Annotated in this window: 18 protein-coding genes; 12 read left to right on the top strand and 6 right to left on the bottom strand. The window is 72.0% G+C overall.

Translation table 11 applies throughout. The annotated features are described in order from the left end of the window. Positions 1-30: 30 nt before the first annotated feature. On the bottom strand, positions 31-879 hold the full coding sequence (locus PZC42_RS18985; RefSeq protein ID WP_277213378.1) for a nitrilase-related carbon-nitrogen hydrolase: 849 nt from the start codon (positions 877-879) through the stop codon (positions 31-33). Between the two features lie 178 nt (positions 880-1,057). Here PZC42_RS18985 and PZC42_RS18980 point away from each other — a divergent pair, with 178 nt between their 5' ends. Continuing rightward, complete coding sequence (locus PZC42_RS18980) at positions 1,058-2,476, top strand: aminotransferase-like domain-containing protein (RefSeq protein WP_277213376.1); 1,419 nt, start codon at positions 1,058-1,060, stop codon at positions 2,474-2,476. Positions 2,477-2,505: 29 nt separating this feature from the next. Here PZC42_RS18980 and PZC42_RS18975 read toward each other — a convergent pair whose 3' ends face one another. Both PZC42_RS18975 and PZC42_RS18970 read right to left on the bottom strand, forming a co-directional pair. After that, positions 2,506-4,092, bottom strand: a complete 1,587-nt coding sequence (locus tag PZC42_RS18975) for a molybdopterin-dependent oxidoreductase (RefSeq protein WP_277213374.1) — start codon at positions 4,090-4,092, stop codon at positions 2,506-2,508. Between the two features lie 84 nt (positions 4,093-4,176). Next, a complete protein-coding gene (locus tag PZC42_RS18970) occupies positions 4,177-4,596 on the bottom strand; it encodes a CoA-binding protein (protein WP_277213373.1) in 420 nt (139 codons plus the stop codon). A 238-nt stretch (positions 4,597-4,834) separates the two neighbouring features. On the opposite strand from PZC42_RS18970, the gene PZC42_RS18965 reads away from it, so the two are divergent. From PZC42_RS18965 to PZC42_RS18955, 3 genes are read left to right on the top strand one after another with little or no spacing between them, the layout of a single operon-like run. Further along, the gene (locus PZC42_RS18965) at positions 4,835-5,854 is read left to right on the top strand and encodes a putative F420-0 ABC transporter substrate-binding protein (protein ID WP_277213371.1); all 1,020 of its coding nucleotides are present in this window, start codon (positions 4,835-4,837) and stop codon (positions 5,852-5,854) included. Beyond that, positions 5,847-6,917 carry a putative F420-0 ABC transporter permease subunit gene (locus PZC42_RS18960; RefSeq protein WP_277213369.1) on the top strand — a complete coding sequence of 357 codons (1,071 nt, stop codon included), beginning with the start codon at positions 5,847-5,849 and terminating at the stop codon, positions 6,915-6,917. Before PZC42_RS18965 ends, PZC42_RS18960 begins: the two co-directional genes overlap by 8 nt. Then, positions 6,914-7,774 (top strand): ATP-binding cassette domain-containing protein, encoded by an 861-nt coding sequence (locus tag PZC42_RS18955; RefSeq protein WP_277213367.1) that lies wholly within the window; start codon positions 6,914-6,916, stop codon positions 7,772-7,774. Before PZC42_RS18960 ends, PZC42_RS18955 begins: the two co-directional genes overlap by 4 nt. Positions 7,775-7,776: 2 nt before the next feature. Here the strand turns inward: PZC42_RS18955 and PZC42_RS18950 are convergent, their stop codons facing one another. Next, on the bottom strand, positions 7,777-8,910 hold the full coding sequence (locus PZC42_RS18950) for a DUF6318 family protein (RefSeq protein WP_277213365.1): 1,134 nt from the start codon (positions 8,908-8,910) through the stop codon (positions 7,777-7,779). Between the two features lie 237 nt (positions 8,911-9,147). Here PZC42_RS18950 and PZC42_RS18945 point away from each other — a divergent pair, with 237 nt between their 5' ends. The 8 genes from PZC42_RS18945 (at position 9,148) to PZC42_RS18905 (ending at position 15,483) form a co-directional block, all read left to right on the top strand. Continuing rightward, positions 9,148-9,567, top strand: a complete 420-nt coding sequence (locus PZC42_RS18945) for an SMI1/KNR4 family protein (protein WP_277213363.1) — start codon at positions 9,148-9,150, stop codon at positions 9,565-9,567. A 674-nt stretch (positions 9,568-10,241) separates the two neighbouring features. Continuing rightward, complete coding sequence (locus PZC42_RS18935; protein WP_277213361.1) at positions 10,242-10,676, top strand: hypothetical protein; 435 nt, start codon at positions 10,242-10,244, stop codon at positions 10,674-10,676. Positions 10,677-10,834: 158 nt separating this feature from the next. Then, positions 10,835-11,323 carry a DUF4265 domain-containing protein gene (locus tag PZC42_RS18930; protein WP_277213359.1) on the top strand — a complete coding sequence of 163 codons (489 nt, stop codon included), beginning with the start codon at positions 10,835-10,837 and terminating at the stop codon, positions 11,321-11,323. 21 nt (positions 11,324-11,344) lie between these two features. Next, the gene (locus PZC42_RS18925; RefSeq protein WP_277213357.1) at positions 11,345-11,938 is read left to right on the top strand and encodes an HhH-GPD-type base excision DNA repair protein; all 594 of its coding nucleotides are present in this window, start codon (positions 11,345-11,347) and stop codon (positions 11,936-11,938) included. Then, on the top strand, positions 11,935-12,999 hold the full coding sequence (locus PZC42_RS18920; RefSeq protein ID WP_277213356.1) for a glutathione S-transferase family protein: 1,065 nt from the start codon (positions 11,935-11,937) through the stop codon (positions 12,997-12,999). The genes PZC42_RS18925 and PZC42_RS18920 overlap by 4 nt, the downstream gene beginning before the upstream one ends. 28 nt (positions 13,000-13,027) lie before the next feature. Continuing rightward, positions 13,028-13,879, top strand: coding sequence for a hypothetical protein (locus PZC42_RS18915; protein WP_277213355.1), 852 nt, complete (start codon positions 13,028-13,030; stop codon positions 13,877-13,879). A gap of 111 nt (positions 13,880-13,990) precedes the next feature. After that, positions 13,991-14,620 (top strand): DUF6318 family protein, encoded by a 630-nt coding sequence (locus tag PZC42_RS18910; RefSeq protein WP_277213354.1) that lies wholly within the window; start codon positions 13,991-13,993, stop codon positions 14,618-14,620. A gap of 254 nt (positions 14,621-14,874) precedes the next feature. Then, a complete protein-coding gene (locus PZC42_RS18905) occupies positions 14,875-15,483 on the top strand; it encodes a PKD domain-containing protein (protein WP_277213353.1) in 609 nt (202 codons plus the stop codon). Between the two features lie 48 nt (positions 15,484-15,531). Here the strand turns inward: PZC42_RS18905 and PZC42_RS18900 are convergent, their stop codons facing one another. Together PZC42_RS18900 and PZC42_RS18895 are read right to left on the bottom strand one after the other, a co-directional pair. Then, entirely contained in the window at positions 15,532-15,987 is a 456-nt protein-coding gene (locus PZC42_RS18900) for an anthrone oxygenase family protein (protein ID WP_277213351.1), read from the bottom strand. Then, positions 15,984-16,859 (bottom strand): Rossmann-fold NAD(P)-binding domain-containing protein, encoded by an 876-nt coding sequence (locus PZC42_RS18895; RefSeq protein ID WP_277213349.1) that lies wholly within the window; start codon positions 16,857-16,859, stop codon positions 15,984-15,986. Before PZC42_RS18895 ends, PZC42_RS18900 begins: the two co-directional genes overlap by 4 nt. Positions 16,860-16,864: the final 5 nt, after the last annotated feature.

Here is a 16,864-nt window from a genome sequence, read left to right as displayed (position 1 = left end):
TCCAGGGCTGGCGGGTCGCGGTCGTGCCGGTCAGGGAGCCGAGATCGGCCCGTAGGCGTCGGGCCGGCGGTCGCGGAAGAACTGCCAGCGCTCGCGCACCTCGCGGATCTGGCCCAGGTCGAGGTCACGGATGACGAGCTCGTCCTCGGTGGCGCTGGCGACGTCGCCCACGTAGTTGCCGTCCGGTCCCACGGCGTAGGAGCTGCCGTAGAACGCGACCGCCTCGTCGCCGTACTCGTTGTCCTCCCGGCCGACGCGGTTGTTCGCCACGATGAAGATGCCGTTCGCCGCGGCGGCCGCGGGCTGCTCGATCTCCCACAGCCGGTTGGAGACGCCGGGCGCGGTCGCGTTCGGGTTGAAGACGATCTCGGCACCGTTCAGCGCGAGGACCCGCCAGCCCTCCGGGAAGTGCCGGTCGTAGCAGATGTTGACACCGATCCTGCCGACCGCCGTCTCGAAGACCGGGTAGCCGAGGTTGCCGGGACGGAAGTAGAACTTCTCCCAGAACTTCGGCAGGTGCGGGATGTGGTGCTTGCGGTACTTGCCGAGATAGGTGCCGTCCGCGTCGATCACCGCCGCGGTGTTGTAGAGCACCCCGGGCTGCTCCTCCTCGTAGACCGGGAGAACCAGGACGACGCCGAGCTCGGCGGCCAGCGCGGCGAAGCGGTCCACCGTGGGGCCCGGCACCGACTCGGCGTAGTCGTAGTACTCCGTGTCCTGGGTGATGCCGAAGTAGGGCCCGTAGAACAGTTCCTGGAACGCGACGACCTGTGCGCCCTGCGAGGCCGCCTCCCGCGCCCACTGCTCGTGCAGGGCGATCATCGACTCCTTGTCACCGGTCCACCGGGCCTGGGTGAATGCGACGCGTACCACGCTCATGTCTACGACCTTCCGAAGTTCCGTCGCGGTCGGCCGGGCCTCCCACGAGATGACGACGAACGTGACTCTGTGGCTTGAACATTTCTGCGGCGTAACCCTGGGTTTCGATGCCGGGTCCATCGGGGTCGGCCACGTAAACACTGCGGTTCCGGGCCCCACGGGCAGGCACGATGGCCGCATGGAGCCCTCCTACGACGCCGCCCGGCTCGCCGCCGAGGTCGCCGAGCGCAGCCCTCGCGGCATCGCCGCCTCGCTCTCGCGTCTCGTGCGCTCCGGCGCGCTGCGACCCGGTGACCGGTTGCCGACCGTGCGCGACCTGGCCCGCGAGCTCGGAGTCAGCCCGGCGACGGTCAGCGGCGCGTTCCAGGCGATGTCCGCCGTCGGACTCGTCGCCTCGCGAGGCCGGGCGGGGACCTCCGTGCTCCCCGCCCCACGCAGCTGGATGCCCCCTCGCTACCGGTCGATGGCCGACGGCGGCGCACCGGCGGACATCCTCCCGGGCAGTGCCCGGGGGCCCGACGCGCCCCGCGTCGACCTGTCCGGGGGTACGCCCGACCCTCAGCTCCTGCCCCGGCTCGGGACCGCGCTCGCCCGCGCCGCGCAGCACGCCCCCGCCGCCGACACGAGCAGCTATCTGGACTCGCCGGTGGTCCCCGAGCTCGAGCGCCTGATGCGGGAGTCCTGGCCGTTCACGCCGCAGCGCGTCACCGTGGTCGACGGGGCGCTCGACGCGATCGGACGGTCCCTGGAGCAGGTCGTCGGGTTCGGCGACCGGGTCGCCGTCGAGGATCCGGGCTTCCCGCCGACGTTCGACCTGCTCGACCAGCTCGGGCTGGAGCGGGTGCCCCTCGCCCTCGACGAGCACGGCGTGCGGCCGCGGGCGCTGGCCGCGGCACTGGGCCGGGGCGTGCGCGCCGTCGTCCTGCAGCCGCGCGCCCAGAACCCGACGGGCCGCAGCCTGACCTCGACGCGAGCGCGCGAGCTGGCGGGCCTGCTGCGACGGCTCGGGACCGGCGTCGTCGTCATCGAGGACGACCACTCCGGGCTGATCTCCTCCGCCCGGGACGTCAGCCTCGGCAGCTACCTGCCGGACCGCGTGGTCCACGTGCGGTCGTACTCCAAGTCGCACGGCCCCGACCTGCGCATCGCCGCCGTCGGCGGCCCGGCCACCGTGCTCGACCCGCTCGTGGCACGCCGCATGCTCGGCCCCGGCTGGACCAGCCGGCTGCTGCAGCGCGTCCTGGTCGACCTGCTCACCGACTCCACGGCGGTCGCGTCCGTGGAGCACGCGCGGCGCCTGTACCACGCCCGGCAGCGCGGGTTCGTCGCGGCCCTCGCCCGGCATGGTGTGGAGGCACGCGCGGGCGACGGGGTGAACCTCTGGCTCTCGGTGCCCGACGAGGCCACCGCTCGGGTGCGGCTCGAGGCAGCCGGCGTCCGGGTAGCCCCGGGATCACCGTTCCGGGCCCGGCGGGACGAGGCCGGCGGTGGCGAGGGCGCCGTCCGAGGCGCCGGGCACGTGCGCGTCACGGTCGGGCTGCTGCGCGACGACCCGGAGCCGGTCGCCCGGGCCGTCGCGCTGGCCGTGGCCGAGTGAGGTCGGGCTGGGTCGGGGTGAGCGCGGGTTCAGCCCACGCTGACCTGCACGGAGTGCCAGCCGGTCGCGCCGTCAGGGGCCGGTGGGGCCTCGTCGCTCGTCTGGACCTGGCCGTCCGCGTCGGTCGCGCGCACCGTGATCGTGTGGTCGCCGGCCGGGGCGTCCCACACGTACCGCCACTGGCGCCACGTGTCGGGCCCCACGGTGTCCGCGACCTCGGCGGCCTGCCAGGGCCCGTCGTCGACGCTGACCTCGACGGCGTCGATCCCGGTGTGCTGTGCCCAGGCCACCCCGGCGACGACGATCTCGCCCGCGTCCACGCTCCCACCGCGCGGCACGTCGATCCGGGACTGCAGCTTGACCGGGCCGAGCGCGGACCAGCCGCGCGGGGTCCAGTAGCCCTCGTCGTCGGCGAACCGCGTGACCTTGAGCTCGGTGACCCACTTGGTCGCCGACACGTACCCGTACAGGCCGGGCACCACGAGCCGTGCCGGGAAGCCGTGCTGCTCGGGCAGGGGCTCGCCGTTCATGCCGATCGCCAGCAGGGACTCGCGGTCGGGGTCGGTGAGGATCTCGAGCGGCGTGCCGGCGGTCCAGCCGTCGACACTGCGCGAGAGCACCATGTCGGCGTCCGCCTGCGGCTTCGCCCGGGCCAGCAGCTCACGGATCGGGTACCCGAGCCACAGGGCGTTGTCGATCAGGTCGCCGCCCACGGCGTTCGAGACGCAGGCGAGGGTCACGTGGTGCTCGGTCAGCGGCAGCTCGAGCAGCTCGTCCCAGGTGAGCTCGAACGGTTCGTCGACGAGCCCGGTCACCCGCAACGACCAGTCGGCGGGGTCGACGGCGGGGACCCGCAGGGCGGTGTCGATGCGGTAGAAGTCGTCGTTCGGGCTGATGTACGGGTCCGCACCGGGCACGCCGAGGTCGGCACCGGCCGGCACCGCGGGTGCGGGGTCGGCCGCCCTGGGCAGCCGGATCGCGTCGCGGACCACCTCGACGGCGCGGCTCCCCGCGGACACCGCGCGGGAGGCCACGACGGCCACGACCGCGCCGGCTGCGGCGACCCCCGACCAGGTGAGGAACGTGCGGCGGGAGGCTCCGCCGTCGGGCAGTGCGGGCACGCCGGGCGCTCCGGGCGCGACGGGCCCGGCCGCGGCGGAACTGTCGGCCGGAGCTTGCGCCGGGACCCGGGCGACGAGCAGGCGGAGCAGCACGGCCGCCGACCCCACGCCGATCAGGCTGGGCAGCGTCCACACGACGCTCGCGCCGGGGCGGTTCATCGCCACGAGCGCGAGGACCACACCCACGACGCCCAGCAGGATCCTGCCCGACGGCGGGCGGCGCCGCTCGAGCCATCCCGCCAGGGCGGCGCCGGCCGCGAGGACGGCGCCCATCGAGGCGAGCAGCACCAGCTTGTCCGCCGTGCCGAACCACTCGACGGCGAGGTCCTTCAGCCACGGCGGCACGACGTCGACGAACGCTGCGCCGAGCGCGAGGACCGGGGACGAGGCGGGAGCGACGAACGCGGCGACGAGCTCGGCCAGCGCCAGCCCGGCACCGGCGGCCACGATCCCGGCGAGGGCGGCCCACTGGCCGCCGCGGCTCCTGCTGCTCATGACGACCACTCTTCCACCGCCACGGCCGCTCACCAGGCGGGAGACGCCGCGGGACGCGATCCGTCACGCCCTCGTAAGGACCGCTCAGGAGGTGGCGAGGCGCGGCAGCTCGACCGCCGGGCAGCGGTCCACCACCATGTCGAGACCGGCGTCGCGCACGCGGTCCGCGGCGTCCGAGTCGATGACCCCGAGCTGGAACCACACGGCCCGGGCGCCGATCTCGACGGCCTGGTCGGCGATGGTTCCCGCCAGCTCCGAACGCACGAACACGTCGACGACGTCGACCGGGAACGGGATCTCGGCCAGGCTCGCGTAGCCCTGCTCGCCGTGCACGGTCGGGGCCGAGGGGTGCACGGGCACGATCCGCTTGCCGTGCTGCTGCAGGACCCGCGCCACCGAGTACGCAGCCCGGGCGGTGTTCGTGGACAGCCCGACGACGGCCCAGGTGGTCGTGTCCTGCAGGACGCGCCGGATCGTCTCGTCTGCTCGCAGTGTTCTCGTCATCGTCACGTGGGTGCCAACCGGGCCCTCGTCGCCGCTGTTCCCGGCCGTGCTGCCGACCTGGCGCGACCGCGTACTAGGGTGTGAGGGCGGACCACGGGCACCGAAGAATCGCCCGTCGGTGCGACCCCACCCCTCTGGGTCGCAGGTCCGGCCGGTGCGAGATGACGCACCCCTGCACCGACCCTGCCCGGCAGCTTTCGCCTGCACGGCCTCGCCCGCTCTAGAGGGAGCCCTCCGCGTGCCTCGTCCGCACCTTCTCACCCTGTCCGCCGCAGCCGCCGTGCTCGCGCTCGCCGCCTGCTCGTCCGCCACTGAGGCCGCCGACCCCGCCGCAGAACGTTCCGCCGAGCTCTCCGCCGCCGGCACCCAGTACCCGATCACGCTCGACAACTGCGGCACCGAGGTGACCTTCGACGGCGCCCCCGAGCGCGTCGTCACCATCAAGTCCTCGACAGCCGAGACCATGCTGGCCCTCGGGCTCGGCGACCGGATCGTCGGTGCAGCGTTCCTCGACGGGGCCGTGCCCGACTGGCTCGCCGACGACGCCGAGGGCACCGCGGTCGCGGAGCCGTTCAGCGACGAGGTGCCAGGCACCGAGTCCGTGCTCGAGCTGGAGCCGGACCTCGTCTACGCCGGCTGGGAGTCGAACGTCTCGGCCGACGGCGTCGGCGACCGCGAGACGCTGGCCTCCCTCGGGGTGAGCACCTATGTGGCGCCGGCCGCGTGCAAGGACCCGGAGTACATGCCGAACCCGCTCACGTTCGAGGACGTGTGGGCCGAGATCCGCGAGGTCGGGGCGGTCTTCGACGTCGCAGGGACGGCCGAGGAGGTCGTGCTCGAGCAGAGCGCGGTGCTCGGTGCCATCGCGCCCGACGACCGCGGTCTGGACGCCCTGTGGTACTCCTCCGGCAGCGACATCCCGTACGTCGGCGCCGGCATCGGAGCGCCGCAGATGATCCTGGACGCCGTCGGGCTCGGCAACGTCGCGGCCGACGTCGAGGACACCTGGACCTCGATGGCCTGGGAGGAGATCGTCGACGCCGACCCGGACGTCATCGTGCTCGTGGACGCCGCGTGGAACAGCGCGGAGGACAAGATCGCGCGCCTCGAGGAGAACCCCGCCACCGCCGAGCTGGGTGCGGTCCGGGCCGAGCGGTACCTCGTCGTGCCGTTCCCCGCCTCCGAGGCGGGCGTGCGCAACGCCGACGCCGCGCTCGACCTGTCGGGACAGCTCGCGGAGCTCGACATCGATGAGTAGGACGGCCACGGCCGCCGCCCCCGGGACGCTGTCGCGGGGGCGGCTGGTCGCGTGGCTCGCCGGGACGACGGCGGCGCTGCTGGCGACCGTGGTCGTGGCGGTGGCGATCGGCCCGGCCGGGCTGACGCCGTCGGACGTCGCCCAGGTCGTGGCCACGCGCCTGCGCCTGGGCGACGTGCTCGGGCTCGCCGCACCCGACCCGCTCGCCGACGGCATCGTGTGGCAGCTGCGGATGCCGCGCGTGCTCACCGCCGCGGCCGTGGGGGCCGGGCTGGCGGTGTGCGGTGTGGTCATGCAGTCGCTGACCCGTAACCCGCTGGCCGACCCGTACCTGCTCGGCCTGAGCTCGGGGGCGTCGTTCGGCGCGGCGTGCGTGCTCGTGCTCGGCCTCACCGCCGTGCTGCCAATCGCGGCGTTCGTCGGGTCGACGGTGGCGCTCGTCGCGACCCTGGCCCTCGCCTCGGCGTCGGGGCGCGGCACCGGCGGGATCTCGCCGGCGCGGACCGTGCTCGCCGGGCTCGCGGTGAGCCAGCTGGCTGCGGCCGCCACGAGCTTCGTCATCTTCTGGTCGGCCAAGGGCGACCAGTACCGCGAGATCCTGTCGTGGCTGCTCGGGTCGGTGGCGGGCGCCACGTGGACCTCGGTGGCCGTGGCCGGGGGCGCCGTGCTGGTGATCGGCGCCGTGCTGGCCTCGACCGGGTCGTTGCTCGACGCCTTCACGTTCGGCGACACCTCGGCCGCGGCGCTAGGCGTGCCGGTGACCCGGGTGCGGTGGGGGCTGCTGCTCGCGGTCGCCCTGCTGACCGGCGCGCTGGTGTCCCAGTCGGGGGCGATCGGGTTCGTCGGGCTGATCCTGCCGCACGCCGTGCGGCTGCTGGTCGGGGCGCGCCACCGCGCGCTGCTGCCCCTGTCCATGCTGTGCGGGGCCACGTTCCTCGTGTGGGCGGACACCCTGGCGCGGACCGTCTTCGCCCCGCGCGAGCTGCCCGTGGGGATCGTCACCGCCGCGATCGGCGCCCCGGTCTTCGCCGTGCTGCTTTGGAAGGGACGGGCCCGCTCATGACGCAGGTCTCCGAGACGACCGCCGCCCGGACGACGGTCGGAACGACCGACGCCGCTCCCGGCGCCGGTCTGGCGGCCGAACGGGTGCGCTGGTCGGTCGGTGGCCGGCTCATCCTCGACGACGTCGACGTCACCGCACCGCCCGGCGCCGTCACCGGTCTGCTCGGCCCCAACGGCACGGGCAAGTCGACCCTGCTGCGGCTGGTCGCCGGCGTGCAGGCGCCCGACGGCGGGCAGGTCGCGCTGGTCGAGGCGTCCGGCCGCGAGGACCTGCTAGCGATGCCCCGACGCCGTCGTGCCAGGACGCTGGCGTTCGTGGAGCAGGACGCCGCCACCGAGCTGCCGGTCACCGTGCTGGACGCCGTGCTGCTGGGACGCACCCCGCACCGGTCGCTGCTCGCCGGACCCACCGATGACGACCACACGATCGCGCGGGCGGCGCTCGACCGCGTCGGCGCCGAGCACCTGGCCGCCCGCGACGTCACGACCCTGTCCGGCGGCGAGCGCCAACGCGTCCACATGGCCCGTGCGCTCGCCCAGGCCCCGCGCGTGCTGCTGCTGGACGAGCCGACCAACCACCTCGACGTGGCGGCCCAGCTCGCGACCATGCGGCTGGTGCGCGAGCTCGCCACCGAGGGCGTCACCGTGCTGGCGGCCCTGCACGACCTCTCGCTGGCCGCTGCGACCTGCGACCACGCCGTCGTCCTCGCCCCCGGTGCGGCGGGGCACGTCGCGGCTGCCGGGCCGGTCGACGAGGTGCTCGTGCCCGAGGTGATCGACCCGGTCTACGGGGTGCGCACCACCGTGCTGCGGCACCCGCGCACCGGGCGTCCGGTGCTGACCTTCGACGAGCACTGAGGTCACGCGCCCTCGGTGAGGTCGACGACGTACCAGCGGCCGTCGTGGGCGTCCAGGAGCGTCGCGCGCAGGGCGTACTCCCCGGCGGGGTAGACGTCCTCGCCGTCGGGCGTGCGCAGCGTCGTGTCCGTCGTGTGCACGCGCGTCTGCAGCAGGTAGACGTCCTTGTCCATCTCTGGGTCCAGCTCCTCGGGAGCGAGGACCTCCTCGGCGGGGATGCGCCGCACCAGCTCGACCCGCGCGCGCCCGGCCTCGATCTCGAACCCGGCGGCGACGGCGTCCAGCGCGAGGTCCCGGCGGGTCTGGCAGGGGGCGCACTCCGGCCCGGACATCGCCTCCAGCGCGCCTGCCTCGCCCGTGCGGTACACGTGCTGCTCCAGGGCCAGGTAGTGCTCCAGCGCGGCGACGGCACCGTCGACGTCCCCGTGGGCCATCGCCGGCGGGGGCGTCGGCGGCTGGTCGGCCGCCGGGCCGTGGGAGCCGCCCGTCGCCGCGCTCCCGGGGATCCGCGAGATCTCCGCGACGGTCCACCGCTCGCCGTCGTGCGTCATTGTCAGCCGCGCGGGCTGCGCCCCGGCCGACGCCCCCAGGCTGAGCTGGGAGGCGTCCACCGCGCCGTCCGCGGCGACCATCTGCGGCGACACGGGCGCGAGGTCCGTGAGCAACAGCTCGAGCTGGACGTCGACCTGGACGACCCCTTCGCCGTCCTGCGCCGACTCGATGACGGTGACGTCGAACCCGCCGAGGCCCAGCTCCTCCAGGGTCTCGTCCTGGTCCGTCTCCGCGCCGTCCTGCACGCCCGCGGAGAAGCCGAAGGTGGCGCCGAACTCCGCCATCGTCGTGCAGTAGAAGCACTCCGGCGAGGACCGGTCCGCCCAGTGGCTCACGTCGCCGGTGAGCACGATCTCGTCGAACGCCGCGAAGAACTCGACGGCGGCGTCCGCGGCTGCCTCGGGGGCGTCCGGAGCGGCGGCTGGCGCCGCCGTGCCGTCCGACGTGTCGGCCGCGACGACCGACTCCGGCGGCTCGCCGCCCGGGCCGGCGCAGGCGCTCACCAGCAGGCAGGTCGTCAGGGCCAGTCCCGCCCGGTACGCGGCCCGGGTCGGGCGGGTACGCGGTGCATGGTGTGCTCTCATGCCCGGCGACGCTACGGCGACGGCACGGGCGCATGCCGCTGTCGTCCACAGCCTGTGGACAACTGTCGTCCGCCAGCGCTCGTCGACCGCCTCGGCGTCGAGGGGAGCCGTCCGGCAGGATGGGGCCCATGGCTACCGACCTCTGGATCACCGGCGACGACGCGACGGACCGCTGCTCGGCGACGACCCGTTCGCCCTGCTGATCGGCATGCTGCTCGACCAGAGGATCTCTTAACTATGGAGCCGCAGTCACTGGTGAGCGAAGCGAGGATCGACGCCGCGCAACAGGTGCTGGGGTTCGACCTCCCCCAGGACTACCGGGATTTTCTGCTCACGCAGAACGGGCGCGAGTGGTGGACCGACTCGGGAGAGTTCGTCCAGCTCTACCCGCTCGATATCCTGCTCGAATTGTCGGAGACAATCGCGACCGACGGCGGGCTGCGTACTACCCACCCGGGACTCGTGGTCATCGGTGGCGACGGCAGCCGCGAGGTGCTCGCGTATGACACGCGCCGTGCGCGTCCGCCACTCGTCCTCGTAGATCTCACGTCAAACGGCTGGCACGAAGCACTGTTCCAGGCCAACAGCCTCACGGAGTTTCTCAGGGACGTCGAGATCCGAGGTTGGGACTTTCAAACGGCATACGAGGTCGGATAACTCGACCTGGCAACGGACGTCCATCCGGTGTGACAAGCGCCCAGCCGCGGTTCCACGACAGGGCGCTGCTGAGCCACGACCCGCATCACGTCCGGCAGGATGGGCCCCACGGCTACCGACCTCTGGATCACCGGTGACGACGTGACGGACCGCCTGCTCGGCGACGACCCGTTCGCCCTGCTGATCGGCATGCTGCTCGACCAGCACACTCGTTGACCAACAGGTATCGCCGCAGGTCAGATGTCCTCACGGTGGATCGGAGACATGCGATCCCACTCATGGAGACGTTGGTGGCTCACCTCGATGTACTGCACTTCGAGCAGCCTGACGATCAAGTCGACCGTCGCGGGAGCCATCGGCGGTGGATCCCCAGGTGCTCGGCACGCAACTCCGCCTCGGCGTCAGTTCACGCAACCTCACGTTCCATCGAGTCACGCCAGCAACTTCTTCCACTGGAGCCGCACGCTGCGGTCCGCCTCTACGAAGCGATGAGTGACGCCACAGTCATGACCAGATGAAATCTGTCGTTTGTCGACTCAAACGGGCCTACATCGCACCTACGTCGGATCCGTCGAGCGAGGCGAACGGAACTTCAGCGTCGGTAGCCTCGACACCCTGGCGACCAGCTACAGGTGGACGCCGCAGGCCTGTTCGCGAGCCGGTAGGTTGCCCGGATGCAGCCACTCGCTACGACGACGATCACACGATCGTTCCAGTGGGGCATCGCGATCATCCTCGCCAGCGACGGCGAGATCCCGGACGTCGACCCGGATGCCGCCGTGTCAGTCGGACGCTCCGGACTGGTCGTCACGGTGCGCCAAGAGGCCGACATCCCCTTGTTCGAAGGCGACTTCGACTGGGCGGAGGTTCAGATCACTGTGCGATGGCTCGACGGAGCTCCCGACCTCGGGACCCGCCGATCCCTCTTCGACGGGACGTTGAGCACGCCCAGGGGCCGCTTCTCGATCGGTGATGCGGACGACAACGTCAAGATGTCCACGCACCCGGGCCAAACTCGGGTCGTCGTGTCAGTCGATCAGGACTGGCCGACTGACGATCACCATCACGAGTCCCTGCTGGTCGACCTCGCACCTGTGGGCCACGCGTGAACCCATCTGAGCCAAGTTCGCCCAGCGCGTACTTGCACCATGGAGTCATGAGTTTGTTGGAGCGGCTGCCCGGAGACCCCGCGGCGGACCAACTCCCGACAGATGACACCTTTGGCCTACTTGTCGCCACAACGCTAGACCGCAGGGGGCGCTGAACGATGCAGCCCGAAAGCAACACTCTGGTCCGTCTCCGGGTTCGACTGGATCAGGACGAGCACGGCTGGCCCCCGGCGGAGTCGGAAGGACTATGGGCAACCGAGCTGGCCGGTGGTCGCTACCGACTGGACAACACGCCGTGGTTCGCCTTCGGCCTGTCTGCCGACGATGTCGTCGCGGCTCATCCGGACGGCGTAGGCGTCCTGTGGTTCGTCGAGCGGCTCGAGCGTGGTGGCCGCATGACCCTTCGCGTCATTCCGCACCGGGAAGGGCCGCTCCGCGGGGACCCTCAACTGGTGCTCGATTTCTTCGCGCAGCTCAGTGTTGCGGGCGAGATCATGGGCGAGATGCGACTCGTCGCACTCGACGTGGGGCCCGAGCATGACACCGAGCAGGTCAAGCAGCTCTGCATCAGCGGCGAAGCCGACGGATGGTGGGACTACGAAGAAGCTGACATCACTTCCGATTGGCACGCCGCACCACCCAACTGACAGCACCTGAGAAGAGGATTCATGAGCGAGAGACTATGGCTCACCGGCGACGACGCGACGGACCGGCTGCTCGGCGACGACCCGTTCGCCCTGCTGATCGGCATGCTGCTCGACCAGCAGTACCCGATGGAGCACGCGTTCGCGGGGCCGCGCAAGATCGTCGACCGGTTCGGCACGCTCGACCCGCGGGCGATCGCCGACGCCGACCCGGACGACTTCGTCACGATGGCGACAACTCCCCCGGCGATCCACCGGTACGGACGCTCGATGGCTGGGCGGGTGCAGGCCGTGGCGCGCGCCGTCGTCGACGACTACGACGGCGACGTGACCCGCATCTGGACGGAACCGTCGTCCTCGGGCAAGGCGCCCACCGGGGCGGAGGTCGTCCAGCGGCTCAACGCCCTGCCAGGGTTCGGCAAGCAGAAGGCGCAGATCTTCCTGGCACTGCTCGGCAAGCAGCGCGGCGTCGAACCCGTTGGCTGGCGCGAGGCCGCGGGCCACTACGGCGACGAGGGGTCCCGGCGCTCGATCGCGGACGTGACCAGCGCCGAGTCCCTCAAGGAGGTCCGCGCGTTCAAGAAGGCGGCCAAGGCCGCCGCGAAGGAGGCCAGGTGAACGACGCCACGACGGCGGCACGTCCGGAGCACTCCCAGGGCGGCACGTACACGGTCGAGGGCCAGGAGTTCGTGCGCGACTCGAACTACATCAGTACCCGGATCACGCGGGACGGCGCGGACGGGTACCCGGTCGAGGCCGGCCGCTACCGGCTGGTCGCCGCGCGGGCCTGCCCGTGGGCGAACCGCTCCATCATCGTGCGGCGGCTGCTCGGCCTCGAGGACGTGATCAGCCTGGGTATGCCGGGGCCGACGCACGACGAGCGCAGCTGGACGTTCGACCTCGACCCCGGCGGCAAGGACCCGGTGCTGGGGATCGAGCGACTGCAGGAGGCGTTCTTCGCCCGCGACCCCGACTACCCGCGCGGTATCACCGTCCCGGCGATGGTGGACACCCGCGACGGCGCGGTCGTGACGAACGACTACGCGCAGATCACGCTCGACCTGTCGACCGAGTGGACCGCGTTCCACCGCAAGGGTGCGCCGCGGCTGCTCCCGGAGGAGGCTGCCGAGCGGGACGAGATGGACTCTGTGATGCGCCGCGTCTACACCGAGGTCAACAACGGTGTCTACCGGTGTGGGTTCGCCGGCTCCCAGGAGGCCTACGACGAGGCGTACGCACGCCTCTTCACAGCGCTCGACTGGCTCGAGGAACGGCTGACGACCCGCCGGTTCCTGATGGGCGGGTCCATCACGGAGGCCGACGTGCGGCTGTTCACCACGCTGGTGCGGTTCGACGCCGTCTACCACGGACACTTCAAGTGCAACCGGAACAAGCTCACCGAGATGCCCGCGCTCTGGGCCTACGCGCGCGACCTCTTCCAGCTGCCCGGGTTCGGCGACACCGTCGACTTCGCGCAGATCAAGGAGCACTACTACGTGGTGCACACCGACATCAACCCGACGCGGATCGTGCCCGCCGGCCCGGACCTGCGCGGGTGGCTCGATCCCCACGGCCGCGAGGAACTCGGTGACGACCCATGGGGTGGTGGCACCGCCCCCGGACCGGTGCGCGACGGCGAGCAGGTGACGGCGGGGCACAGCCCGCTCTCCCCGGCCTGACCTGCCGGAGCCGTTAGGCTCGGGCGTCATGGACTCCCTGCTCCCCCTCGGTACAGCCCCGCACCCGACGACGGGCGACGACCTCGCCGCACGACTGCGCGACACCCTGCAGGACGCGGCACGCGGCCAGGTGCACGGGCTCGACCAGGCCCGGATCGAGGCGAACCTTGACGGCGCAGACGTGCACCCCCTCGACATCGACCTCACGGGGGTGGCCGTCGGGGTCCCCACCGAGGGCGACACCGCCGAGGTTCCGTCGTGGAGCCCGGACATCGTCTCCCGCGACGACGCGGTGCTGCGGACGCTGCACCTCGATGCTCACCCGCTGACCGCCGTCGACCTCCCGGTCGACCTGACCGCCGAGCTGCAGGGCGTGCGGTTCGCGTGGGTGGCCGCAGCGGACGGCTCCGTCGGCGTGGAGCTCGTCGAACCCTCCGAGGACTCGCCGGTCACCGGCAGCGCCCGACTCGCCGTCTCCCGCGAGGGCCTCGCCGGCACGGTCCGTGGACTGCTCACCGTGGCGCTGGCCGGCAACGGGGTCCAGCTCACCGGGTTCGACCTGCAGATCGACCAGACCGGTCCGCGGGACGCCGCGATCGCGATCGAGGCGTCGATCAAGAAGGGCATGTTCCTCTCGGCGAAGATCAACGCCACCGCGTCGGCCGCGGTGGACAGCGAGATGGTGCTCACCGTGGGCGACGTGCAGCTCTCCAGCGGTAACCCGATCGTCGCCGCCCTCCTCGGGGCGGTCAAGGGCCGTGCCGAGGCGGTGGCCGGGCAGCGGATCGACCTGGCCGAGGCACTGCCGCCCGGGGTCCGGCTCACGGACGTGCGGCTCGACGTCGGCGACGAGGTCGTGGTGTCCGCCGAGCTGGGCTGACTGCCTGGGCGTCGAAGGTTGTCCACAGCGTGGGATGTGAGGTTCCGCCCGGGGTGTCCGGGTCGCTAGGGTCGGTGGCTGATCCTGGCTCCCCGACGCCCTGGAGACGCGATGACGCGCACGACCCGGCACAGTCGCACCGACCGTGCCCTGCTCAAGCCCGCTGCCGCCGCGCTCGCGGGTGCCCTCCTGCTCGCCGGGTGCACCGGCGAGGATCCCCCGCCGGAGGAGCCTGAACCATCGGCGGCGGTGTCGCCCGCACCGACGCCCGCGGAGGCATCTCCCTCGGCCTCGCCTGAACCGTCCGAGCCCGAGATGCCGGAACGGCCCGCGGCGATGGACAAAAAGGACTCTGAAGGGGCTGCTGCAGCGGCGGTGTACTTCTTGGAGCTGTACGACTACTCACTGAAGACCGGAGACACCACGACTTTCGAGCAGATGTCCCACCGCGCTTGTGGCTTCTGCGACGACACCGTCCAGGAAGCGTCGACCATCGCTCGGGAGCAGAAAACCTACCGGGGCGGCGAACTCGTAGGAAAACTCGTCCAAACACACGAACGCGATCCTGTGACGGGAATCTACCCGCTGGACATGGACGTAACGCAGGCTCCAGCCGAGATTGTTGACAGCAAGGGCTCGATCGAGTGGAGCCAGGATCGAGCCGTCACGGAAGCGCGCGTCGAGATGGGGCTTCGCGACGGCGAGTGGGTCGTGGTCGAAATTGCTGGCAGGCCGCAGTGAGGCTGACATCAACGACCACTGCCCTGCTTCTGCTGGCCGCTGGAAATTTCGTTCCAGCATCCGCTTCGGATGACGCGGATGCACCGGCCGGCTTTGGCGGGAAAGTTGCCAATCAAGAAGTCACTGTCGAAACCCTGGAAGAACAGCAGGCCGCCGTTGGCGGCTCCGGCGGCGGCGGTTCCTCGCCGTCCGACACGATCTACTTCCGCGCCACGGTGCGTCAGTGCTGGCTGCGGGATCTGGACCAGACTCGGTTGGCGACCGTCTGCGAGGAGGGCACCGAGCTCGCCTACGAGGGGCCGGACTGCGACGAGGATTCCTTCGAGCTGGCGGCCCTGTGGGCGGTGTCGAACCGCCCGGACGGTGCTCAGCTGCCGCCGGAGCTCATTGACGAGGGCATGTGCGTCACCCCGGCCGACTTGCTGGACGCCGCCACCCGCGAGTTCCGCACCATGCCGATCACGCCCGCCCGGGTCTCGCTCGAGGTCGAGCGAGACTGGGCGATCGTGAACTTCGGGGTCCACCCCCGCACGGACGAGGACCCCCAGGTCCTCGCGACCGAGCTGCTCGGCGTGCCGGTCGAGATCCGCGCCGTACCGGCCGAGTACACGTGGGACGCCGGCGACGGCACCGACCCCGTGGTCACCGATCACCCCGGCGGCCAGTGGGGCACCGCCCAGGCGATCCATCTGCCCTACCCGGCACCGGGGACCTTCTCGGTCACCCTGACCACCACCTGGCACGGCCAGTTCCGTATCGTCGGCACCCCGACCTGGACCGACGTGCCCGGCGAAGCCACCACCACGGACACGACGTACCCCATCGAGGTCCATGCCGCCGAGGTCCGCCTCGTCCAACCCTGACCCTCCGGCCGAGGCCGGGCAGAGGCCGGCGGCCGCATCAGGGTCGAGTCAGGCCGCCACGACGAACATCGCGCACGCGACCGCCCCGGCGACCGTCCGCACGTGGTTCCACCGCAGCCACGGTGGCACGAAGCGCTGCCACTCGGCCCCAGTATCCTGGGCGGCCTCCAGCCGGTCGTTGAGTGGCACGTTCCCGAGGCCCGTGACCCCGAGGACTCCCACGACCGCGACCACCGCTCCCCCGACCGCCCACCCCGCACCCGGGGCGGACTCCGCCAGCCCGACCACGGCACCCGCCACGGGGAACCCGACCGTGGCGAGCAGCAGCACCATCAACGGCGGACGCACCGCGTCCCGGTTGATCGCGCGCATGGCCGCCGCGCCGTCGTCGGGCGGAAGACGCCGCAGCCCTGCCATGACGAAGGCCGAGAACGCGTAGAGGACTCCCCCGGCGAGGCCGGTCGCGACGGCGGCGGCCGCGACGAGCGCGGCGTACAGACTCATGCTGAGACCCTCGGCGACCAGGCGCCGGCCTCGCGCGCGGCATACTCGCCGAAGTCACGCGCCGGGCGCCCCAGGGCCTGCCGCACGCCGTCGGCGACGAACGAGCCGCGCCCGTCCAGCACCTCGCTGAACAGATACTCCAGCAGGCCGGTCTCGTCGTCGGGCACGCCCAGTGCCGTGAGCCCAGCCGTGAACTCCGCCATCGTGATCGGTTCGTACCGCAGGTCGCGCCCCGAGGCCTCAGCGATCTCGGCAACCGCGTCGGCGAACGTGAGGGACCGTGGGCCGGTGAGCTCGTAGACCGCACCGGCGTGGGCGTCGTCGGTCAGGGCCGCGACGGCTACCTCGGCGACGTCCTCGAGGTCGACGAACGGTTCGCGCACGTGATCGACGGGCAGGGCCAGCGCACCCTGGAGCAGCGGTTCGAGCAGGAAGCTCTCGTCGAAGTTCTGGGCGAAGAAGGCACAGCGCACGACCGTCCGCGCCGGAAAGACCTCGGCGACCAGTCGTTCGGCGCGCTGCGCCTCGGTCTCGCCGCGCCCGGACAGCAGCACGAGCCGCCGCACGCCGGCGTCCCGGGCGACGGAGGCCAGCCGGGTCACGGTCTCGGGCGCACCGGCGACCGCGAGGTCCGGCGCGTAGGCCACGTAGACGGCGGTGGCGCCGTCGAGCACGGCCGGCCAGGTGGACTCGTCCGCCCAGTCGAACCGGGGCTCCGAGCGGCGCGACGCGCGGCGCACGGGGACGCCGAGCGCATCGAGCCGGTCGGCGACGCGGCGACCGGTCTTGCCGGTCGCGCCGAGGACGGCGACGGCGCCGCGGTCCATGGTCGTGGTGGCGGACGAAGGGTCGGGCGTGGGCTGCTGGGACATGCTGA

It is taken from the genome of Isoptericola croceus (genome assembly GCF_029382255.1).
Lineage (GTDB): Bacteria > Actinomycetota > Actinomycetes > Actinomycetales > Cellulomonadaceae > Isoptericola > Isoptericola croceus.
This window is presented reverse-complemented; position numbering and strand designations above follow the sequence as displayed.

Excerpts from the sequence above, each read along its gene's own strand:
- PZC42_RS18985 (WP_277213378.1), bottom strand. The coding sequence starts at position 879 with ATGAGCGTGGTACGCGTCGCATTCACCCAGGCCCGGTGGACCGGTGAC.
- PZC42_RS18980 (WP_277213376.1), top strand. The coding sequence starts at position 1,058 with ATGGAGCCCTCCTACGACGCCGCCCGGCTCGCCGCCGAGGTCGCCGAG.
- PZC42_RS18975 (WP_277213374.1), bottom strand. The coding sequence starts at position 4,092 with ATGAGCAGCAGGAGCCGCGGCGGCCAGTGGGCCGCCCTCGCCGGGATC.
- PZC42_RS18970 (WP_277213373.1), bottom strand. The coding sequence starts at position 4,596 with ATGACGAGAACACTGCGAGCAGACGAGACGATCCGGCGCGTCCTGCAG.
- PZC42_RS18960 (WP_277213369.1), top strand. The coding sequence starts at position 5,847 with ATGAGTAGGACGGCCACGGCCGCCGCCCCCGGGACGCTGTCGCGGGGG.
- PZC42_RS18955 (WP_277213367.1), top strand. The coding sequence starts at position 6,914 with ATGACGCAGGTCTCCGAGACGACCGCCGCCCGGACGACGGTCGGAACG.
- PZC42_RS18950 (WP_277213365.1), bottom strand. The coding sequence starts at position 8,910 with ATGAGAGCACACCATGCACCGCGTACCCGCCCGACCCGGGCCGCGTAC.
- PZC42_RS18945 (WP_277213363.1), top strand. The coding sequence starts at position 9,148 with ATGGAGCCGCAGTCACTGGTGAGCGAAGCGAGGATCGACGCCGCGCAA.
- PZC42_RS18935 (WP_277213361.1), top strand. The coding sequence starts at position 10,242 with ATGCAGCCACTCGCTACGACGACGATCACACGATCGTTCCAGTGGGGC.
- PZC42_RS18930 (WP_277213359.1), top strand. The coding sequence starts at position 10,835 with ATGCAGCCCGAAAGCAACACTCTGGTCCGTCTCCGGGTTCGACTGGAT.
- PZC42_RS18925 (WP_277213357.1), top strand. The coding sequence starts at position 11,345 with ATGAGCGAGAGACTATGGCTCACCGGCGACGACGCGACGGACCGGCTG.
- PZC42_RS18915 (WP_277213355.1), top strand. The coding sequence starts at position 13,028 with ATGGACTCCCTGCTCCCCCTCGGTACAGCCCCGCACCCGACGACGGGC.
- PZC42_RS18910 (WP_277213354.1), top strand. The coding sequence starts at position 13,991 with ATGACGCGCACGACCCGGCACAGTCGCACCGACCGTGCCCTGCTCAAG.
- PZC42_RS18900 (WP_277213351.1), bottom strand. The coding sequence starts at position 15,987 with ATGAGTCTGTACGCCGCGCTCGTCGCGGCCGCCGCCGTCGCGACCGGC.
- PZC42_RS18895 (WP_277213349.1), bottom strand. The coding sequence starts at position 16,859 with ATGTCCCAGCAGCCCACGCCCGACCCTTCGTCCGCCACCACGACCATG.